The organism is Amycolatopsis sp. A1MSW2902, from assembly GCF_017312175.1.
Taxonomy (GTDB): domain Bacteria; phylum Actinomycetota; class Actinomycetes; order Mycobacteriales; family Pseudonocardiaceae; genus Amycolatopsis; species Amycolatopsis nivea.
The window spans coordinates 2,113,738-2,133,263 of the sequence record NZ_QJPO01000001.1 but is presented as its reverse complement, the minus strand read 5'-3'; the positions used below and the strand labels follow the sequence as shown (position 1 = coordinate 2,133,263).

The following is a 19,526-nucleotide window of genomic DNA, read 5'->3' as shown; positions in this document are numbered from 1 at the left end:
AAGATGGTCTATTTTCCGTCCATGCCGCGACCACTGCCGATCGCCCTCGCCCAGGCGCCGCCCCGGCCCGCCGGAACCCCCGGGTTCGCCGGCGAGGTCGAGTCCCTGCTGAACCGGTTTCCGGGCACCCGCCTGGCCGCCTTCCCCGAACTGCATCTCTGCGGCGTCGACGGCGAAGGCGACGACCGCACCCGGCAGCTCCGCGAAACCGCCGAACCGCTGCACGGCCCCCGGACCCGGGAACTCGCCGAACTGGCAGGGGATCTCGGGATCTGGCTCGCGCCCGGCACGGTGTGCGAAGCCGGCGACCGCGGCGAACTGTTCAACACCGCCCTGCTCTTCTCCCCCGGCGGCGAACTGGCCGGCTGGTACCGCAAGATTTTCCCCTGGCGCCCCCACGAGCCGTACGACCCCGGCGACCGCTTCGTCGTCGCCGACCTGCCCGGCACCGGCCGGATCGGCTTCTCGATCTGTTACGACGCTTGGTTTCCCGAAGTCGCCCGGCACCTCGCCTGGCTGGGCGCCGAGGTAGTGCTCAACCCGGTCCAGACGACCACTCCGGACCGCGCGCAGGAACTCGTGCTCGCCCGGGCGAACGCCATCGTCAACCAGGTCTTCGTCGCGAGCGTGAACACCGCCGGGCCGTTCGGCCGCGGCGACAGCGTCCTCGTCGGGCCCGAGGGCGAGGTCCTCGCCGCGTTGCCCGGCGAAGCCGAAGGCGTCCTGGCGCACACGATCGACCTCGACGACGTGCCCCGCGTCCGCCGCGAGGGCACCGCCGGAACCAACCGGATGTGGGCGCAGTTCCGCCCCGCCGACGCCCCTGTGCACCTGCCGCTCTACCAGGGCCGGATCGACCCGGGCCGCTGGAGCCCCCGAGGAGAAGACGACCGATGACCGCCACGCCCACCGCCCCGGCCGCGCTGCGGCGCCGGCTCGGCCTTCCCGGCGTCGTCCTGTTCGGCCTCGCCTACATGGCCCCGCTGATCGTGCTCGGCACGTTCGGCATCGTCGCCGCGACCACCGCGGGCACCGTGCCTTCCGCCTACCTGCTCGCCCTCGTCGCGATGCTGTTCACCGCCGCGAGCTACGGGAAAATGGCGGCCGCGCATCCGGTCGCCGGCTCGGCCTACACCTACGTCCGGAAAGCCATCGACGCGCGCGCCGGTTTCCTCGTCGGGTGGGCGGTGCTGCTCGACTACTTCTTCCTGCCGATGGTGATCTGGCTGATCGGCGGCGCCTACCTGTCGGCGGAGTTCCCCGGAGTGCCGCGCTGGGTCTGGCTGATCGCTTTCATCGTCCTGACGACGCTGCTCAACGTGCTGGGCATCAAAGTCGCCGAAAAAGCCAACTTCGTGCTGATGGCGTTCCAGCTGCTGGTGATCGGCTTCTTCGTCGCGCTGTCGATCAGGCACGTGCTGCATGCCGGCGAGGCGCTCGCGAGCACACAGCCGTTCTTCCACGCGGGCAGCACACTGGGCACGATCTCGGGCGGCGCCGCACTGGCGACGTACTCGTTCCTCGGCTTCGACGCCGTGACGACGCTGACCGAGGAAACCACCGAACCGCAGCGGACGATCCCCCGCGCGATCCTGCTCACCGCGCTGATCGGCGGCGGGATTTTCGTGGCCCTCGCCTATTTCACCCAGCTGGCCCACCCGGGCAGCGCGTTCGCCGACGAATCCTCGGCGGCCTTCGAAATCGCCACCACGATCGGCGGCGACCTTTTCGCGTCGGTCTTCCTGGCCGGGCTGGTGGTCGCGCAGTTCGCGTCCGGGATCGCGGCACAAGCCAGCGCGTCGCGGCTGATGTTCGCCATGGGCCGCGACGGCGTGCTGCCGCGCGTTTTCGGCAAACTCCACCCGCGGTTCGCGACACCGGCCTTCGGCATCCTGCTCACCGGAGCGGTCGGGCTGGCAGCGCTGGCACTGGACGTGAGCACGTCGACCTCGTTCATCAACTTCGGCGCGTTCACCGCGTTCACGTTCGTCAACCTCAGCGTGCTCGCGACCTGGCTGCGCGACCGCACCGGAAAGCGGACGCTGACCTGGCTGGTCTTCCCGCTGATCGGCGTCGTGGTGGACCTGTGGCTGCTGGTCAACCTGGACGGCATCGCGCTGGTCTTCGGCCTGGTGTGGCTGGGCATCGGAATCGTGGTGCTGGCCGCGATCACCCGCGGATTCCGCCGTCCACCGCCGGAGATGACCTTCGACGAGTAGCCCGGAAACGTTGGCCCTTCCTGGGAAACACGTTCCGCGTTCGCTGCGACGGCGTTGGTCGGGTGGGCGCGCCGTTGCCGTTGCCGTTGAGCTGCTGCGCACGCCTCTAGCGACGATGAGGGCGTCGCTGGACGTCGCGATCGCCAAGCCCCATTCAGCCGCTTCGACAATCGCGCTCACGGACCGGCTGCGTCCCCAGCTGGATCGAGTCGATCACCTGCTCGACGGATTTCTCGTGCTGGCCAGAGCGCAACACGGGGCGCTGGCCGATGCTGACCGGGTCGACCTCGGCGAACTCGTCGACGCGGCACGGCGCGAACGTTTCGCCGACATTCGCGAGAAAGGCTTGACCGTGACGGTGGACCTGCCCCCGGCGACGACGGCCCAGGGCAGCCCGGCCCTGCTCGCGCGGTTGGTGGACAACGTCATCGACAACGCCGTAGCGCACAACGAGCAAGGCGGCTGGATCGAGGTCACCGGGTCCGCGACCGAGGAGGAGACCGTGCTGGCCGTCGAGACCGGCGGACGCGTCCTCGACCAACGAGAGGTCGACCGGCTGGCCCAGCCCTTCGAACGGCTGGGCGAGGAACGCACCGGCTCCTCAGGACTCGGCCTGTCGATCGTGGCCGCCGTCGCCGCCGCCCACCGCGGCCGGCTCGCGCTGTTCGCCCGTCCCGAAGGCGGCCTGCGCGTGACGATCACCCTGCCGGCCGTGAAGACGCCGGTCCCGGCATGAGGATCCTCGTCGTCGAAGACGACCGCGCCCTCGCCGAGGTCGTCGCGGAGGGGCTCCGGGACCAAGGAATGGCGGTCGACCTCGCCGGCGACGGACTGACTGCCTCCGCCAAACTCGAACTCACCGCGCACGACGTCGTCGTCCTGGACCGAGACCTGCCCGGTCTCCACGGCGACACGCTGTGCCAGATGATCACCGAACGGGCGGACCGGCCGATGGTGCTGATGCTGACCGCGGCGAGCGCGCCCGGCGACCGGGTCAGCGGGCTGACTCTGGGCGCCGACGACTACCTCTCCAAGCCCTTCCACTTCCCGGAGCTGATCCTGCGCATCCAGGCGCTCGCCCGTCGCAAACCGCACGCACGTCCCCGAACCCTGCGCACGGCAGGGATCGAGCTGGACCCGGTACGCCGCACCGTCGTACGCGACGGACGACAACTCAGCCTCTCGGTGAAGGAGTTCGCGGTTCTCGAAGCGCTGCTGCAGGCGAGTCCCGGTTTCCTGAGCGCCGAGACCCTGCTCGAACAGGTTTGGGACGAGAACGCCGACCCGTTCACCAACACCGTCACGGTCACGATCGGCCGGCTGCGACGCAAACTCGGCAACCCGCCGATCATCACCACGACCCCGGGAATCGGCTACCGGATCGCCTCGCCCACCGACCCGCGAGGGCACGCGGCCGAATAGTGCAAGCTTTGCATCCCCATTCGCCGAACTGGGCGATCCACATATCCATCTCGGCGTTGCGAGACGTTGACTCGCGATTCTCCCCATTTCCTCGGCGGGACTGAAAACTAATGGTGGAGTCGGGTACGCGACTGCCCCTTTTCGAGCGCGGGCGGCAGTGATGTCGCGGGGTCAATCGTCGGCTGCGACGAGGAGAGTGAGCGACGCCGCGGGCCGGTCGATGACGACAAGTTCGCGGTAGTCGATATGGATCGGGCCATAGTCGTGGAGCGCGTCCTCCGCAAGCTGTCCCAACAGGTATGTGCTGGTCGCCTTGCGGATCGGGCGGTAGATCTCCTGGCGCAGGCGTGCTTCGAGCGGCTCTGGGACGTTCCCGTGCTGGCTGGCCCAGGAGCGGATGACGCCGACTGCCGTCGCGGCATCGACCGTCTCGTAGTCGTCCGGGGTGATGCGATGAAGCCACCACTGGCCATGGCGCGGCCAGTCTTGAACGCCGGCACCGTCGTACGTGTCCCGAAACTGGGGGTGTGCGATCAAGGCCGCTAGGACATCTCGGTCCTGCGGCGCCTCGGCCGGCAACTGGAAATGCTTGGCATCAACCCAGCGGTAGCCATGATGGGATCCCTCGCCGAATTCGAAGTCTCGGAAGTTGATGAAGAGACTGACCAGATGGACGAGGGCGGACATCGATTCCATGCTCGTCATCGTAGGTCGCGCCGTCTCCTCGATCCGCCGGAGCGAGCGACCCGGATACGACGTCGCGGACAACGGCGGCGAACTGGCCGTGGTCCACCTCTTCGTCGTCGACGGCTAGGACACAGCTGCGTCTGGCGCGGTCCAGAACCGCATTGCCGGTCTCCCGCAACACTGTCCGCAGCCGCGACAAGTAGCTGTAAAGCGCGGCATGCGCGCGCAACGGCGGCGCGCCGTCCCACACTCGGTCGATCAGTTCGCCGGCCGACACACTGATCCTTGGTGTTGGCCTGGGGAAGGATGTGTTTGTGTCTGGTTCGTCGAAGTATCCGCAAGAATTCCGGCGGGATGCGGTGGCGTTGGTGAGGTCGTCGGCTCGTCCGTTGGCGCAGGTGGCTCGCGAGCTGGGATGAAGCACGAGACGTTGCGGGCGGAGCGGGAGCTGCGCGATGCAGCTGTGCGCCAGCGACTCTCCGGTGCGAAAGTTCGGCCGTTGGCGGAGATGTTCGAAATACCGCTCCAGCTCTCGAGCACCTCCACGGGCGCCTCAACGACGGTCATGAAATCAGGCTTGCTCGAACAATCCCTTGGGTTACCAGCGCTGTGCTCGTTTCCAGTGCTTCCGCGAGGCCTCGCGTCAAGATCGTTTCCGAGGCTGTTTCCGCAGGTCATACCCTATAAAAGGGAAGTCAGAGTGAGCCGGGTCGGGCCCGAACCGACGGCCAAGGGATTATGAGTCCTCCTGGGCCGAACGATGTGCTGACCTGCGAAAACGCAGGTCAGCGGTGAGCATCAGCAGCAAAATCCCTTGGGTTTGGAGAGATCCCCTCCCGTACTGTGCCAGCTTCCGCTAAACCGTGGCGCGGCCCATGCCGAGTTGCTCGGCGGTCCGCACCACCGTCGCACCGGGTTGGGACAGCCAGCGGACTGTCCCGTCCCTCTCCAGTGCCTGCTTCCCGTTCATCCGGCCCCGCCGCCCGCTCGTCCCGGTCCCTCCGCCGCCCGTTCGATCGAGCGGGCTCCGGCCGCGCGGCGGCTGGTAAGAACACCGGTACGTCCGCATGCGAGCGGGCATGCCGACCGCGCGAAGGGGTGCACATGGCTTTCCCAGGTTTGCAGCACATCGCGATCACCGTGTCCGATCTTCAGCGCAGCACCGAGTGGTACACGAGGCTGTTCGGCGCCGGGCCCGTCCTGGACGAGGACGAGGAAGGCGGCGAATTCCACCACACGGTCTTCGCCCTCGGCGGCGGCATGCTCTTCGGGCTGCACACCCACCACGGCAAGGAAACCCGCGACCGGGCGGACGAACGCCGCACGGGGCTGGACCACATCGGGTTCGCGGTCGAATCGCACGCCGCGCTGGCCGGATGGGCCCGGAAGCTGGACGAGCTCGGCATTTCGCACGGCGGGGTGAAGAAAGCGCACTACGGCAGCGGCGTTTCCTTCCGCGATCCGGACAACATCGCGCTCGAGTTCTTCGCCGGTCCGGAATGACCAGGCCACCGGGAAAGCGATGTGCGATCAGCGAGTAGCCGACGTCATGGCACGCCAGGTCGTCTCGGCCGGACGCGACACCTCGTTCCGGGACCTCGTCACGGCTCTGCTCGAACACGGCGTGCCCGCGCTGCCGGTCGTCGATCCGGCCGGCCGGCCGATCGGGCTCGTCACCGCGGCCGACGTGGCGGCGAAGAGCGAGTTCCACGGCGGCGCGGACCGGCTGCCCGCGTTCGGCGGGCCGCGCCGCCGGAGCCGGTGGCGAAAAGCGCTTGCGCGCACTGCCGGCGAGCTGATGACGGCCCCCGCGCCCACGATCGCCGCCGACGCGCCCCTGCACGTGGCGCTCCGACAGCTCGCGGACGCCAAGCCGGCCCAGTTGTGCGTGGTGGATCAGGCCGCCCGGCTGGTCGGGCTGATCTCCCATCGCGACGTCCTGTCCGCGTTGCTGCGGTCGGACGCCGACATCCGCGCCGAGGCCGAAGCCGGTGCGCCGGAAGGCGTCACGGTGCGGGTCGCCGATGGCGTCGTGACGCTCACCGGCACGGTCGGGCTGAGAAGCGTTGCCGAGCAAGCTGTTCGGAGCGCACAGTGCGTGCGCGGGGTAGTCGCCGTCAGCGATGAACTCGACTTCGGCTTCGACGACCGCACCGCGCACGCACTGTGAACCCGGCTGCTCAGCAAAAGCCCATGGGCACTTTCTCCCGGCCCGCCGCGGCGCCGAATTCCGCGGGCTGGCAGGTGGTTTCCAGCACCGACAGCCACAGGTCGCCATCGGGGTCGACTTGGTTGCGGCGGCTGGTCATCAACGACAGCGGGACGTGCACGAAGCGCCGCCGCCAGCGCGCGACAGCCGCCGCGGTACGGCCCGCCATGGCGGCGTGCACCGCCGCGTGCGCCAGCCGCAGGCAATACACGCTGTCATAGGGGTTGGCCGCGATGCTCCGGATCGCATAGCTCGGGTCGATGTAACGCATCGTGGGAGGAAGTCCTGCCGCGGTCAGGTGCGCGGCGATGCGGTCTTTGAGCAGTTCCCCCACGTTGCCGAGCTTGACGTTGCCCGACGCGTCCGTGGCGCGCCCGTTCCGGTGCGCCGCGCCGGGCCGGTCGAGCAGCTCCTGACCGGCCCCTTCGGCCAGCACTATCACGACGTAGCCCTTCGCCCGCACGCGTTGCTCGACGTGGGCGAGCAGTCCGTCCCGTCCTTCCAGCGCGAACGGGATCTCCGGGATCAGCACGATGTCCGCGCCGTTGGCGGCCAGCGCGGCGTAACTGGCGATGAACCCGGAATGCCTGCCCATCAGCTTCACGATCCCGACCCCGTTCGGGCTGGACGCGGCTTCGACGGAAACCGCCGAGATGAAGTCCGTCGCCCGGGCGAACGCGCTCTGGAAACCGAAGGACTGGTCCGTGAAGGGCAGGTCGTTGTCGATGGTCTTCGGCACCCCGATGACCGCGATGTCGAGGCCGCGCGCCCGGATCGCGTCGCTGAGGTACGTCGCGGCGCGCATCCCGCCGTCGCCGCCGATGACGAACATGACGTCGACGCCCCGCAGAACGAGGCTGTCGACCATCTCGTCGGCGTCCTGGCCGCCGCGCGAGCTGCCCAGGATGGTGCCGCCGTCCTTGTGGATGTCGCGGACGTGCGCCGGCGTCAGTTCCACGGTGTCGTGCCGATGCTCGGCGGTCAGCCCCTGCAGGCCGTTCCGGAAGCCCAGGATCCGCTTCACCTTGTAGTGCACCGCGAGTTCCTGGACGAGACCGCGGATGACGTTGTTCAGCCCCGGGCACAGCCCTCCGCAGGTGACGATCCCGGCGGTGACGCGTGCCGGGTCGAAGTAGATCTTCCGGCGCGGGCCCGCCCCTTCGAAGCTCGGAAGGCGCGCCGGCGGGAGGCGGTGCCCGGCCAGCATCGACACGGTGTCCTCGAGCAGGACCCGGTCGCCCTCGGCGACATAGTGCGGAGAGGTCTGTTTCGTCGACACCATCTCGGCGAGCGGCGAATCGTAACGACACTCGCCGAGATGACGAACGCGGAGGTCGTCCAAATGCAGCGTCACCGGATCTCCCTGGTCGTGCGGACAGCGTGGGTCACTCGAAGGTGGTGTGGGTGAGGTAGCGGATCTCGCCCCGGGAAATCAGCAGCGATTCGCAGGTGGTCTTGCCCTCGCATTTCCGGGGGCGGTCGAGGAGCGTGCCCCCGGTGACCCCGGTCGCGACGAAGAAAGCGTCGCCTGCCGCGAGTTCGTCGCATTCGTAGACGCGGTCGAGGGACATGCCCGCCGCGCGGATCGCGTCCGCCTCTTCGTCCCGTTGCGGGGCGAGGCGGCCCAGCATCCCGCCGCCCAGCGCGCGAACCGCGGCCGCGGTCATCACGCCTTCGGGCGTGCCGCCGACGCCGAGCAGCAGGTCGACGTCGAGCGTCGGCAGGAGCACGGCCAGGCTTCCGCCGACATCGCCGCCCGCCGGGGTCTGCACCGCCGCGCCCGCCCGCAGCACGCGGGCGATCAGGTTCTGGTGCCGCGGCTTGTCCATGATCATCACCCGGAGCTCGCTGACCTTCTTGCCGAGCGCGGCGGCGACGTTGGCCAGGGTGCGTTCAGGCGGATCGTCGAGATCGACGACGTTTTTCGCCTGCGGGGGCACGACGATCTTGTCCATGTAGAACCCCGGCCCCGGCGACCAGAGCGTGCCCGGCTCGCCGAAGGCGATCGTCGCCAGGGAGCCGGGAAGATCCTTGGCGCAGAAGGACGTTCCTTCCAGCGGATCGACCGCGATGTCGAAATCCGGGCCGTTGCCGGTGCCGACGATCTCGCCGTTGAACAGCATCGGGGCGTCGTCCTTTTCGCCCTCCCCGATGACCACGGTTCCCCGGCCGGGAGCCTTCGCCAGCGCTTCGCGCATCGCCTTGGTGGCAGCGGCGTCGGCGGCCTTCTGGTCGTACCGGCCGACCCAGCCGTAGCTGGCGACGGCGGCGCTGCGGGTCGCGGCCAGCGCCACCGCCTCCAGTGCGTGGACATCGACGCACGTGCGCGGCGCGGCCTCAGTCTGACAGTGCATTTCGGGCTCCCATTCCGGTCGGTCGCATCAGGACGGCGAGGCCGCTATTCGAGATTCGCGTGGAGCCGCCACAGTTCGCGGGCTTGAGTGCCGCTGGTCTGCCACAGCGCGTGGAAGAGCGAATCCGTGATCAGCAGGACGGACTGTTCGAACAGGCTGCCCGCGTACTGGACGGAGGAGTTGCCGTCGAAGTCCTGCTTGTCCGCGGCCGGGATGACCAGCACCTCGGTCGCGGCCTTGGCCAGCGCCGACTCGGGAGCCGTGGTCAGCGCGATCACGTCGGCGCCCTGGGCGCGAGCGGTCTCCGCGGCCCGCACCACCCGAGCGGTCGACCCGGAGCCCGATGCCGCGACCAGGACGTCCCGTTCGCCGATCGCCGGAGCCGTCACCTCGCCGACGACGTGCGTCGGGAGCCCGAGGTGCATGAACCGCATCGCGGCCATCTGCAGCGCGAGGCCGCTCCGCCCGGTGCCGATGGTGAACACCGCCGGCGCCTTGAGCAGCAGCGCGCCGGCTCGGAGCCACGACGCGGACTGCACCGCCGCGCTCACCCGGTCCACCTCTCCGACGACCGCGCGGGTCGCTCCGGTGAAGAGCGCAGCGTCCAGTTTCTTGGGAATCGTGTTCGTCAACGAGATCTTCCTCCACTCGCGGGCGGGCGACCTTGGGGCGTCGCCTGCGCGGCCATCGCGCGGACCAATCTGCTTAGACCACAAGGATTCTCCACTGCCGGTCCGGCCAGCAAGCCTTGCGGCATCAGGAAAAGCTATCCCCTGATTGGGATGACGAATAATGACGGCGAAAAGGAAGCGGCCCCGGCGGAAACACCGCCGGGGCCGCTTCGTGCGGGCGTACCGTTCAGGAGGCTCCCATCAGCCCTTGTGGACGCGTTCCGGGCGGATGTTCCCGGATCCTCCTGCCGCCCGCGGCAACGACATCACCGCCGAACGGAACGCACGCTTCGGCGTGCGGCTTCCGCCACGGCGTCGACGGTGATGCCGAACTGGCTGTACAGCGTCGTGAAATCCGCCGAAGCGCCGAAGTGCTCCAGCGACACGATTTCGCCGGCATCGCCGACAAACCGGTGCCACGGCTGGGCGATCGCCGCTTCGACCGCCACCCGGGCCCGCACCGAAGGAGGCAGCACCTTTTCCCGGTAGGCCGGATCCTGCCGGTCGAACCACTCCACGCACGGCATCGACACGACCCTCGTGGGAATCCCTTCGTCCTCGAGGATCTTCCTGGCCGCTACCGCCAGCTGCACTTCGGAACCGGTGCCGATCAGCACCAGCTCGGGCGCGCCGGTCGACGCTTCGGCGAGCACGTAGCCGCCGCGCGCAACGCCGTCGGCGGAGGTGCCCTCCAGCGTCGGCACGTTCTGCCGGGTGAGCGCGAGCCCGGTCGGGCCTCCGGTGTTCTCCAGCGCGGCTTTCCAGGCGTACGCGGTCTCGTTCGCGTCCGCGGGGCGAGCCACCGACATTCCCGGGATCGCCCGCAACGAGGCCAGGTGCTCGACCGGTTGATGCGTCGGGCCGTCCTCGCCGAGGCCGATCGAGTCGTGCGTCCACACATAGATGACCGGCAGTTCCATCAGCGCGGCCAAGCGCACCGCCGGGCGCATGTAATCGCTGAAGATCAGGAAAGTGCCGCCGTACGGACGGGTTCCGCCGTGCAACGCGATGCCGTTGAGAATGGACCCCATCGCGTGTTCACGGATGCCGAAGTGCAGCGTGCGGCCGTAGGGCTGGGCGGTCCAGGCGTCGGTGGAGATTTCGGCCGGGCCAAAGGAATCCGCACCCTTGATCGTGGTGTTGTTGCTCTCGGCCAGATCCGCCGAGCCGCCCCACAGCTCGGGCAGCACCCCGCCAAGCGCAGCCAGCACCGCGGCCGACGCCTTGCGGGTGGCGACCCCCGGTTCGCCGGGCTCCCAGACGGGCAGGTCGGCCGCCCAGCCAGCCGGGAACTCGCGCTTGGCCAGGCGGTCCAGCAGGGCCTTGCCCTGCGGGTTGCTTCGTGCCCAGGCGTCGAATTCGAGCTGCCACTTCTCGTGGTCCGCCCGGCCCCGCGAGGCTGCTTCGCGGGTGTGGCGCAAGACCTCGTCGTCGACCTGGAAACTCAGCTCCGGATCGAAGCCGAGAGCGCGCTTGACCGCGCCGAGTTCTTCCGCGCCCAGTGCGGCGCCGTGCACCCCGCCGGTGTTCATCTTCGTCGGGGCGGGGTAGCCGATGACGGTGCGCAGCACGATCAGCGTCGGACGGGAGGTCTCCGCCTTGGCTTGCTCGATCGCGCCGAGGAACCCGGCTACGTCCTCGCCGCCGTCCACAGTGAGCACGTGCCAGCCATAGGCCTCGTAGCGCTTCGCGGTGTCCTCGGACAGCGCGATGCGCGTGTCGTCCTCGATGGAGATCTCGTTGCTGTCGTAGATCACCGTGAGGTTGCCGAGCTGCTGGGTTCCGGCGAGCGACGACGCCTCGGACGTGACGCCTTCTTCGATGTCGCCGTCGGAGGCGATCACGTAGACCTGGTGGTCGAACACGCTCGTGCCCGGCTCGGCGTCCGGATCGAACAGGCCGCGCTCGCGGCGGGCCGCCATTGCCATGCCGACCGCGCTGGCCAAGCCCTGACCGAGCGGGCCGGTGGTGATTTCGACGCCCTTCGTGTGCCCGTATTCGGGGTGGCCCGGGGTCAGCGAACCCCACGTGCGCAGCGCCTTCAGATCGTCCAGTTCCAGGCCGTAGCCCGAGAGGTACAGCTGGATGTACAAGGTGAGGCTGGAATGTCCGGCGGACAGCACGAACCGGTCGCGCCCGATCCACTCAGGGTCGCCGGGGTCGTGCCGCAGAACCCGTTGGAACAGCGCGTAAGCGACCGGCGCGAGGCTCATGGCGGTGCCGGGGTGCCCGCTCCCGCACTGCTCGACCGCGTCCGCCGCCAGCAAGCGGACGGTGTCCACCGCACGCTCGTCCAGCCCGCTCCAGTCTTCCGGGAGCCGCTTGGCGGTCAGGCGGGCAATCTCGTCAGGGGATTGGTTTGCTGCCATGGAAGCGCACTCCCGATGATGTCGATTCTTCGGCGGGTTTCGGAAAAAGCAGATCCGCTCCGCTGCGCGCCGGCGCTTGTCCGGCGCGCAGCGGGCGGGTGTGGTCAGGCGGTGAGGCGGCGGAGTTCGCGGGCCGCGGCGGCGGGATCGGGCGCGTTGTAGATCCCGCCCCCGACCACCGCCACCGCCGCGCCCGCCTCCTTCACCAACCCGATCGTCGCGGCCTTCACCCCGCCCGCGATCGAGAACGCCACCCCCGCCTCCCGCCCGTCGGCCAGCAACGCCTCGATCGAATACCCCGGACGCGCCTGCTCGTCCAAACCCGCGTGGATCTCCACGAACGACACCCCCAGCTTCGCCACCTCCCGGATCCGCGCCACCCGGCCCTCGGTCACCGAAATCATGTCCGCCACCACCTCCTTCCCGTACTTGCGACCCGCCGCCACCGCACCCCGCACCGTGTCGTCGTCCGCCGCCCCCATCACCGTCACCAGATCCGCCCCCGCCTCGAACGCCAGCGTCGCCTCCAGCTCCCCCGCGTCCGCCGTCTTCAAATCCGCGAACACCAGCTTGTCCGGATGCGCCGCCTTCACCGCCGTCACCGCCGAAATCCCCGCCGACTTCACCAACGGCGTCCCCAGCTCCAAAATATCCACCTCCCCCGCCACCTGACGCGCCAACGCCAACGCCGAACCCACATCCAGCACATCCAACGCAACCTGCAACCGCACAACAAACTCCTTCGCCGTCGTCGATGAACTCCGTTCCACCATCGCCTCGCCGGTCCGTTTCCGGCAACACCGCGCCACATGCGCAAAAGCAATCCCCCGATACGCACAAGCAATGCCCGGCGGCGGCGAACCGAAATTACGATTTGTCTCGTGTCGAATAAACCATTGATCGCCCCGTCCATCCTCTCCGCCGATTTCGCGCGGCTCGCCGACGAAGCGGCCGCCGTGCACGGACGTGCGGATTGGCTGCACGTCGACGTCATGGACGCGCATTTCGTGCCGAATCTGACCTTGGGCCTGCCGGTCGTGCAGTCGCTGCTGGCGACGACGGACATCCCGGTGGACTGCCACCTGATGATCGAAAACCCGGACCGGTGGGCGATCGGATACGCGGAAGCGGGTTCCTACAACGTCACGGTGCATGTCGAAGCCGCGAACGATCCGGTCATGCTCGCGAAGAACGTGCACGCGGCAGGAGCGAGGGCAGGACTCGCGATCAAGCCGAACACCCCGCTGGAGCCGTATCTGGACGTGCTCAAGCACTACGACACCCTGCTGGTGATGTCGGTGGAACCCGGGTTCGGCGGGCAGAAGTTCATCGCCGAGGTCCTGGACAAGGCGCGCACCGCGAGGCGGCTGGTCGACACCGGGCACCTGAACCTGGTGGTGGAGATCGACGGCGGCATCAACGGCGACACGATCGAACAGGCGGCGGAGGCCGGCGTCGACTGCTTTGTGGCCGGCTCGGCGGTGTACGCGGCCGACGACCCGGCCCGCGCCGTGGAAGGGCTGCGCAGGCAGGCAGAAAGCGCCAAACGCTGAGCCGCGGCCCCGCGGGGCAGGCGGCCGCGAGACCGGCCCGGCTGCCGGGGCGTCCTCCGCGGCACGGGTTCCTGCCGCCGCGAAGTCCGGCCGCCGGGCATCCTCCGCACGAGGGCGCCCGCGCCGCCGCGCTTCAGCTGCCGGGCGCTCCCGTGCGCCCGATCGCCTCTCCCGCCGCGGGCCTCAGATGCCGAGCATCCTCCGCAGCTCGGGAGCCTGCCGCCGCGACACGGGAACCGACTCGTGCGACCGCGGGTCCATGATCAGGAACAGCTCGCCCTTGATGCCCCGTTCCAGCTCGGCCACCCGGCGCAGGTTCACCAGGAACCGCCGGTGCACCCGGCTGAACCCGCAGGACAGCAGCGAACGCTCGATGTTGTCCAGTCCCCGGGTCGCGGCCTGGATCCTTCCCCGTTCCGTGTTCAGCCACACGATGTTCCGGTCGGCCTCGGCGTAGCGGATCTCCGACGGGGCGAGCAGCACCAGCCGCTCGTTGCGGATCCCGACGATCCGCCGGGGCAGCGGGCCGACCGCGGCTTCCGCGCGTTCCTCGTACGGTTCCCCTTCTCGCACCCCGAACACGCACAGCATCCCCACCACGTGGTCCGAGTCGAGGACCGGCCGCAGGGTCACCGGGGTGGCGTCCTCTCCCGGGCTCACGGGCAGGCACGCGTAGCCGCTCCAGCGAGCCGGCCCCTGAGCGCGTTCCTTGGCCCACCGCACTACTTCGGGAAGCCCGGAAATGTCCGGGGTCCAGCGTTTCGCCGGTTCGGTCGCGCCCGGTGAAATACCGCTTTCGGGAGTCAGCCCGAGCAGCGACACCGCCTCGTCGTTCGCCGCGATCACGTTGCCGCCGCGGTCCATCGCCAGGAACGGATCGGCGACCTGATCGCATTTGCGGTTGAACTCGGAGATCACTTTGTCGGCCTCGTAAATGGCGCGCCGGTAGATCTCCTGCTCGACGCAGGCGGCGGCCTTCGTCAGCCACGCGGGCACCAGTTCGGACAACGCCGCGTTCCACCGCGAGATGTTGATCGACGCGACCGGCGAACCGGTCACCACGTCGCGGATCGAGATGCCCGCGCAGGACCACCGGTGGAACGCTTCGCACCAGTGTTCCGGCCCGGTCACGGTCACCGGACCGGACACCTCCAGCGACGTGCCCATCCCGTTCGTGCCGGTGCACTGCTCCGACCAGGACGACCACGGGGCGAGATTGTGCAGTTCGGCCCGCCGCCGCGCGCTGGGGTCGCCCCACGCGCCGAGGACGCGCCCGTCGCCGTCCGCGACCGTGACCACGGCGCCGTCCTGCTCCACTTCACGACCGGCCAGCGCGCCGAGGCCGCCGAGCGTCGTGAAGATGACGCCGTTGTCGAGCCGCTGGACGTCGTCGCCCCGTGCGCCCGGCGCGACGTCCAGCGTCCGGTCCACCTCGTAGCGGTCCCGGCACCGGTACCACGACGCCAGGATCTCCGGGCGGACGCCGGTTTCGATGTCCTCCCCCGCGGCGAAGCTCTCCCAGGCCTGAGCCACTTCTCTCGCTGACGACGAGGTTTCCAGCGAGCCGCCCGCCTGGTCGCCGCGTCTGCCGGACCCACTCGGTGCAATCGCCAACGGCGGCACGCTCACGGTCATCGCGACCTCCTCGTCGCCTCGAGCACCGGGGTCCCTGGGACCGCCGGGCTGTGACAGCGGTAACCAACGTAACTCGGCGTAGCGCGGCATTACAAGACATGTCCGCGTCGCCCAGTCACGAAGTTGTAGACAAACAAGATCGTTGTCCCGCCGCGGGCGGGCGATCCGGATTTCCCGTCATACGGGACGATGTTCCCGGCTCGTGGCCGTTCGGCGGAAAATCGTTCCGTGCGGCGCCGCCCAGGTCAAGCGCACGCCGCGCGCTCCGAAGGGTAGGGCAGGCGGGCCCGGTCCGGGCCGGTCCGCCGCTGGTGCGAGGACGACCGCCGGTCGTCCTCGTTCCGCCGCCGTTCATCCGGCATTCGCCCGCAGTCATCCCGCTCGGCTTGCCGCCGCGCCGAGCCGGAGCTTAGCTTCCGTGAGCGCCCGGACGACCCGGGCCGCACCCGTTCGGATCTGCACCGGACCAAAGGCGGTCTCACATGGCGGACGTACGCCGGCTCGACGCGGCAGCACGCAACCGTGGCGAATCAACGGTGTACCAGGCCTGGGAACGTTTCGCCCGGGGCGAGGACGACCTCCGCGGCGTGCGGCCCGAGGTCGCGATTTCCTGGCACCGGTGCCGGGACCAGTTCCGGGTCGATCCGCTCCTCACCGAAGCTCCGGTGGCCGTCGCCGAAGTCGACCAGGCACTGGAGCGCGACGTCGTCATCGCGGAACTCGGCTTCCGCGCCGCCGCGCTCGCGCACGAGGTCAACGCGGGCGGCGGCATCGTGACCATCACCGACGCGAGCGGACGGGTCCTGGCCCAATGGGGCGACCCGGCCACCCGCACCGTCGCCGCCGAGGCCAACCTGGCGCCGTGGTTCTGCTGGTCCGAAGGGGCCACCGGAACGAACGGCATGGGCACCGCGCTGATGTCCTACGCGCCGGTGGTGATCCGCGGCGCGGAACACTGGTGCCAGGCGTTCCACGACTGGAACTGCGCCGGTGTCGCGATCCGGGACGTGGTGACCAGGGAATCGGTGGCGGTGCTCAACATCTCGTGCTGGCGCGGCGATCTTCCCGGCGCGGCCGGGGCTTGGCTCAGCAACGCCGCCACGATGACCCAGCGCATTCTTCGCCGGCGCGCCCAAGACGACGGCGCCCAGCTGATGGCTTCCTTCAACGACGCCAGGGCGCGCTCGAGCGCGGCGCTCGCGGCAGTCGATCCCTCGGGGCGGGTGGTGCTCGCCGACGACACGGCGAGCGTGCTTCTCGGCATTCCCGGCTCGACGCCCGCCCCCGATCCCGCCGTGCGGTGGAAACCGGAACTGCCGGAATTCATCCAGGCTTCCGTCTACGCCGCGAAACAGGCGACGCGCAATCACGACTGGCTCGGCTCGACGCAGATCTTCACCAGGCTCGCCGCCGAACCCATGCCGATCAGCTTCCGGCCGGTGTTCCTGTCCGGGCACCTGCTGGGCAACCTGGTCACCTTCGGGACGTCGGAAGGCGTTCCCTTGCCCCGGTCCGGCGAGGACGGCCCTCAGCGGGCGCAGCCGCACCGGATGGTCGCGACCCGCGAAAACCGCATGGTGCTGCTGCGGCTTCCGGAAGTCTCGTTCGCCCAGTCGGACGGCAATGACGTGTGGCTGTCGACCGACCAGGGACGGCTACGCTCCGCCTCTCCCGGCCTCGACAAGCTCGAAACCGAACTGGGCGACGCGGGCTTCCTGCGAGTGCACCGCCAGTACGTGGTGAACCTGAGCCGCATCCGCGAGGTCGAGCGCCGCTACAAGGGCGAGCTGTTCCTCGTCATGGACGACCAGGAACAGACCATGGTGCCGGTTTCCCGGCGGAACACCCCGGCGGTGCGGCGGGCGCTGGCGATCTGAGGCGCTTCAGCCGCGGTACCGGTGCACCTCGCACACGCAATACATGAGACGGCAACTGCAGCACGCCGGCTTTCCGGCGCACACGATGCACGGCCCGCACCGCACCGGTTCGGTATGGCGCGCGCGGTCCTCCCGCCGGTAATCCTCCCCGCAATTCCAGCAGGAAAGCAGTTCGGCTCCGCGTTCCGGCTTCGCCGTCGACGACTGGCTCATTCCAGCTCACCTTTCCGGTCGTTGCTTATCGGGAAAAAAGCCCGCCCGGTGCTCGAATCGTCGGGGCGATTCGAGCACCGGGCGGGCACTAACGGAAACTCCCGGCAATTTTCCTGAAGCCTCCCGCCGACACCGATTCTCCGGTCACAGCGAGAAGGTGATCACCGCGGCGCCGTGCCCCTGGCCGGACATGCCGGGCACAATGCCTTCCAGCCAGCCGCCCCAGCCGACCGGCACCGTGATGTACTGCTTGCCGTCGAGGGAATAGGTGCTCGGGCTGCTGTGGTGCCCGCTGCCGCACTGGAAGCTCCAGAGCTTCTCGCCCGTCTCGGCGTGCAGCGCCATGAACTCGCCGGCGGGCGTGCCCGCGAACACCACGTTGCCCGCGGTGCTGAGCGTCGACGCGGCCATCGGCAGATCCATCCGGTAGCGCCACTTCTCCTCGCCGTGCGAGTCGAACGCGCTGACCGAACCGGCCATGTTGTCGATGTCGACCTCGACGGCGGCTCCCCAGTAGGGCATGCCTTCCTTGAACTCGCGACGGCGCCGCGTGGCGGTGGCGCCCACGTCGGCGACCGGCACGTAGAACAGGTCGTGGTCCGGGTTGTACGACGCGTGCGTCCATTCCTTCGCACCGGCCGGGCCGGGGAAGAAGTGACAGGGCTCGCCTTCCTTGTCCGGGTACTTCCGCGGCGTCACCTTGCCGTCGCGGGTGATGACGCCCCAGTCGATCCGGTCGACGAACGGCGTGACGTGCTGCAGTTCGCCGTTGGTGCGGTCGAGGACGAACATGTACCCGTTCTTGTCGAAGTGGGCCAGCAGCTTCTTGCCGTCCCGCTCGAACAGGGTCATCTCCATCGTGGAGTCGTAGTCCCACAGGTCGTGCGGGGTGAACTGGTAGTGCCACTTGATCTCGCCGGTGTCGACGTCCAGCGCGACCACGCTGTCGGTGTAGAGGTTGTCGCCCTCGCGGACCTCGCCGTCGAAGTCGGGAGCCGGGTTGCCGGTGCCCGCGTAGTAGAGGTTCAGCTCAGGGTCGAACGTGCCGGTGACCCAGTGGTTCGCGCCGCCGCGCTGCCATGCCTCGCCGTCGGCGGGCCAGGTCTCCGAGCCGGGCTCGCCCGGCTTCGGGACGGTGTAGGTGCGCCAGCGCTGTTCGCCGGTCTCGAGGTCCCAGCAGTCGATGTGGCCGCGGACCCCGTACTCGCCGCCGGCGGAACCGGTGATCAGAGTGTCCTTGATGACCAGCGGGGCGATCGAAGCGCTCTCGCCCGCGCGCACGTCGCCGATGGTCTTCTGCCAGACCTTCTCGCCGTTGGTCGCGTCGAGAGCCACCAGCTGGGCGTTCTGGGTCACCATGTAGACCTTGCCGTTGGCGACCGCGCAGCCGCGGTTGACGTTCGCGCAGCACAGCGTCACGTCGACCGGAATCGCGTGCTTGTAGCGCCACAGCTGCTCGCCGGTCCGCGCGTCGAGCGCCCAGAGCCAGCCGTCCCAGCCGGTCACGAACATGACGCCGTCGACGACGATCGGGCACGCCTCGAACGCGTAGGTCGAGGTGGAGGCGATCACGCCGGTCGCGCTCGCCTGGTGGATCCAGGCGACCTTCAGGTTCTTGACGTTGTCGGCGTTGATCTGGTCCAGCAGACTGTGCCGCTGGCCGTCGTAAGCGCCGTAATAGGTGATCCAGTTCTGGGATTCGCTGCGCGCCTGAAGGATGCGCTCGTAGTTGATGCCGCTCGTCACGTCCGGAGCGCTGTGCGGCATGTTGGAAAGCTTGTTGTGGTTGAACGCCCGGCCGGCGTCGACGTATTCGAGGGTCATGGCTGTTCCTCCCTGTTACGGCCGCGGCTGGGCGGGTCGGTCGAGTTTGGCTTCCGGCGGCACCTCGCCGGTGACGACGATGGCTCCGGTCAGGCCCCTGCCCTCGTCGTTGCCCGCCGGCGAGCCGTACCAGTAGCAGCCGGGGCCGTCCAGTTCGAGCCGCGCGCTGCCCTTGGAGTGGTTCAGCAGGCCGATGAACTGCCGGTCGCCGTTGCTCGGGAGCAGGCAGGCGTGCGTGTTCTTGTCGTCGTTGATGATGGTCAGCTCGAGGACGCCGCCGTGCGGCAGGATCAGGATCCCCGGCTCCCACTGCATCGCGTCCTCCGGAATCCGGATGGTCGCTTCCATGGTGCCGTCGGCACGCTCGGTCGCCTTGCCGACCGAGCCCGTGCCGAGCACGGCTCCGATCGTCGCCTTGTTCTGTCCGCTGAGTTCCGCCAAGAGGTCTTCTCGCTCTTCGGCAATGGTCATCGGACGTCACCTCCTCGTCAGC

At 69.0% G+C, this 19,526-nt stretch carries 17 protein-coding genes; 8 read left to right on the top strand and 9 right to left on the bottom strand.

Going from position 1 to position 19,526, the window contains the following annotated elements:
* The first annotated feature begins 21 nt into the window (after positions 1-21).
* The 4 genes from DMP23_RS09750 (at position 22) to DMP23_RS09735 (ending at position 3,641) form a co-directional block, all read left to right on the top strand.
* On the top strand, positions 22-897 hold the full coding sequence (locus DMP23_RS09750) for a carbon-nitrogen hydrolase family protein (protein ID WP_337820840.1): 876 nt from the start codon (positions 22-24) through the stop codon (positions 895-897).
* A complete protein-coding gene (locus DMP23_RS09745) occupies positions 894-2,219 on the top strand; it encodes an APC family permease (RefSeq protein WP_037819260.1) in 1,326 nt (441 codons plus the stop codon). Before DMP23_RS09750 ends, DMP23_RS09745 begins: the two co-directional genes overlap by 4 nt.
* Before the next feature lie 115 nt (positions 2,220-2,334).
* Complete coding sequence (locus tag DMP23_RS09740) at positions 2,335-2,955, top strand: sensor histidine kinase (protein WP_078870749.1); 621 nt, start codon at positions 2,335-2,337, stop codon at positions 2,953-2,955.
* Positions 2,952-3,641 carry a response regulator transcription factor gene (locus tag DMP23_RS09735; protein ID WP_337820839.1) on the top strand — a complete coding sequence of 230 codons (690 nt, stop codon included), beginning with the start codon at positions 2,952-2,954 and terminating at the stop codon, positions 3,639-3,641. Before DMP23_RS09740 ends, DMP23_RS09735 begins: the two co-directional genes overlap by 4 nt.
* Positions 3,642-3,812: 171 nt before the next feature.
* Here the strand turns inward: DMP23_RS09735 and DMP23_RS09730 are convergent, their stop codons facing one another.
* Positions 3,813-4,337 carry a hypothetical protein gene (locus DMP23_RS09730; RefSeq protein ID WP_337820838.1) on the bottom strand — a complete coding sequence of 175 codons (525 nt, stop codon included), beginning with the start codon at positions 4,335-4,337 and terminating at the stop codon, positions 3,813-3,815.
* 1,095 nt (positions 4,338-5,432) lie between these two features.
* Between DMP23_RS09730 and DMP23_RS09725 the strand changes: the two genes are divergently transcribed.
* Complete coding sequence (locus DMP23_RS09725; protein WP_037819255.1) at positions 5,433-5,831, top strand: VOC family protein; 399 nt, start codon at positions 5,433-5,435, stop codon at positions 5,829-5,831.
* A 46-nt stretch (positions 5,832-5,877) separates the two neighbouring features.
* Positions 5,878-6,498: a CBS domain-containing protein gene (locus DMP23_RS09720; protein ID WP_134666903.1), complete on the top strand. Its 621-nt coding sequence runs from the start codon at positions 5,878-5,880 to the stop codon at positions 6,496-6,498.
* A 10-nt stretch (positions 6,499-6,508) separates the two neighbouring features.
* On the opposite strand, the gene DMP23_RS09715 is transcribed toward DMP23_RS09720, so the two are convergent.
* The 5 genes from DMP23_RS09715 to hxlA all read right to left on the bottom strand — a co-directional run bounded on the left by DMP23_RS09715 (position 6,509) and on the right by hxlA (position 12,662).
* A complete protein-coding gene (locus DMP23_RS09715; RefSeq protein WP_037819252.1) occupies positions 6,509-7,891 on the bottom strand; it encodes an ATP-dependent 6-phosphofructokinase in 1,383 nt (460 codons plus the stop codon).
* 31 nt (positions 7,892-7,922) lie between these two features.
* On the bottom strand, positions 7,923-8,891 hold the full coding sequence (glpX, locus tag DMP23_RS09710; RefSeq protein WP_037819251.1) for a class II fructose-bisphosphatase: 969 nt from the start codon (positions 8,889-8,891) through the stop codon (positions 7,923-7,925).
* 44 nt (positions 8,892-8,935) lie between these two features.
* Positions 8,936-9,523, bottom strand: a complete 588-nt coding sequence (gene hxlB / locus DMP23_RS09705; RefSeq protein WP_134730770.1) for a 6-phospho-3-hexuloisomerase — start codon at positions 9,521-9,523, stop codon at positions 8,936-8,938.
* 305 nt (positions 9,524-9,828) lie between these two features.
* Complete coding sequence (gene tkt, locus DMP23_RS09700) at positions 9,829-11,931, bottom strand: transketolase (RefSeq protein ID WP_337820837.1); 2,103 nt, start codon at positions 11,929-11,931, stop codon at positions 9,829-9,831.
* A gap of 104 nt (positions 11,932-12,035) precedes the next feature.
* Positions 12,036-12,662: a 3-hexulose-6-phosphate synthase gene (gene hxlA / locus DMP23_RS09695; RefSeq protein WP_051729834.1), complete on the bottom strand. Its 627-nt coding sequence runs from the start codon at positions 12,660-12,662 to the stop codon at positions 12,036-12,038.
* A 165-nt stretch (positions 12,663-12,827) separates the two neighbouring features.
* Here hxlA and rpe point away from each other — a divergent pair, with 165 nt between their 5' ends.
* Positions 12,828-13,484 (top strand): ribulose-phosphate 3-epimerase, encoded by a 657-nt coding sequence (gene rpe / locus DMP23_RS09690; RefSeq protein ID WP_134734447.1) that lies wholly within the window; start codon positions 12,828-12,830, stop codon positions 13,482-13,484.
* A gap of 183 nt (positions 13,485-13,667) precedes the next feature.
* Here the strand turns inward: rpe and DMP23_RS09685 are convergent, their stop codons facing one another.
* Entirely contained in the window at positions 13,668-15,119 is a 1,452-nt protein-coding gene (locus tag DMP23_RS09685; protein WP_337820836.1) for a DNA-binding protein, read from the bottom strand.
* Positions 15,120-15,601: 482 nt separating this feature from the next.
* Here DMP23_RS09685 and DMP23_RS09680 point away from each other — a divergent pair, with 482 nt between their 5' ends.
* The gene (locus DMP23_RS09680; RefSeq protein WP_337820835.1) at positions 15,602-16,996 is read left to right on the top strand and encodes a DNA-binding protein; all 1,395 of its coding nucleotides are present in this window, start codon (positions 15,602-15,604) and stop codon (positions 16,994-16,996) included.
* Positions 16,997-17,353: 357 nt separating this feature from the next.
* Here the strand turns inward: DMP23_RS09680 and DMP23_RS09675 are convergent, their stop codons facing one another.
* Positions 17,354-19,033 carry a PQQ-dependent dehydrogenase, methanol/ethanol family gene (locus DMP23_RS09675; protein WP_037820735.1) on the bottom strand — a complete coding sequence of 560 codons (1,680 nt, stop codon included), beginning with the start codon at positions 19,031-19,033 and terminating at the stop codon, positions 17,354-17,356.
* Positions 19,034-19,048: 15 nt separating this feature from the next.
* The gene (locus DMP23_RS09670) at positions 19,049-19,504 is read right to left on the bottom strand and encodes an MSMEG_3727 family PQQ-associated protein (RefSeq protein WP_037820734.1); all 456 of its coding nucleotides are present in this window, start codon (positions 19,502-19,504) and stop codon (positions 19,049-19,051) included.
* Positions 19,505-19,526: the final 22 nt, after the last annotated feature.

What these genes read in the sequence shown, in the direction of transcription:
- DMP23_RS09750 (WP_337820840.1), top strand. Translation starts at nt 22, where the DNA reads ATGCCGCGACCACTGCCGATCGCCCTCGCCCAGGCGCCGCCCCGGCCC.
- DMP23_RS09745 (WP_037819260.1), top strand. Translation starts at nt 894, where the DNA reads ATGACCGCCACGCCCACCGCCCCGGCCGCGCTGCGGCGCCGGCTCGGC.
- DMP23_RS09740 (WP_078870749.1), top strand. Translation starts at nt 2,335, where the DNA reads ATGAGGGCGTCGCTGGACGTCGCGATCGCCAAGCCCCATTCAGCCGCT.
- DMP23_RS09735 (WP_337820839.1), top strand. Translation starts at nt 2,952, where the DNA reads ATGAGGATCCTCGTCGTCGAAGACGACCGCGCCCTCGCCGAGGTCGTC.
- DMP23_RS09730 (WP_337820838.1), bottom strand. Translation starts at nt 4,337, where the DNA reads ATGGAATCGATGTCCGCCCTCGTCCATCTGGTCAGTCTCTTCATCAAC.
- DMP23_RS09725 (WP_037819255.1), top strand. Translation starts at nt 5,433, where the DNA reads ATGGCTTTCCCAGGTTTGCAGCACATCGCGATCACCGTGTCCGATCTT.
- DMP23_RS09720 (WP_134666903.1), top strand. Translation starts at nt 5,878, where the DNA reads ATGGCACGCCAGGTCGTCTCGGCCGGACGCGACACCTCGTTCCGGGAC.
- glpX (WP_037819251.1), bottom strand. Translation starts at nt 8,891, where the DNA reads ATGCACTGTCAGACTGAGGCCGCGCCGCGCACGTGCGTCGATGTCCAC.
- tkt (WP_337820837.1), bottom strand. Translation starts at nt 11,931, where the DNA reads ATGGCAGCAAACCAATCCCCTGACGAGATTGCCCGCCTGACCGCCAAG.
- DMP23_RS09685 (WP_337820836.1), bottom strand. Translation starts at nt 15,119, where the DNA reads ATGACCGTGAGCGTGCCGCCGTTGGCGATTGCACCGAGTGGGTCCGGC.
- DMP23_RS09680 (WP_337820835.1), top strand. Translation starts at nt 15,602, where the DNA reads ATGGCGGACGTACGCCGGCTCGACGCGGCAGCACGCAACCGTGGCGAA.
- DMP23_RS09675 (WP_037820735.1), bottom strand. Translation starts at nt 19,033, where the DNA reads ATGACCCTCGAATACGTCGACGCCGGCCGGGCGTTCAACCACAACAAG.
- DMP23_RS09670 (WP_037820734.1), bottom strand. Translation starts at nt 19,504, where the DNA reads ATGACCATTGCCGAAGAGCGAGAAGACCTCTTGGCGGAACTCAGCGGA.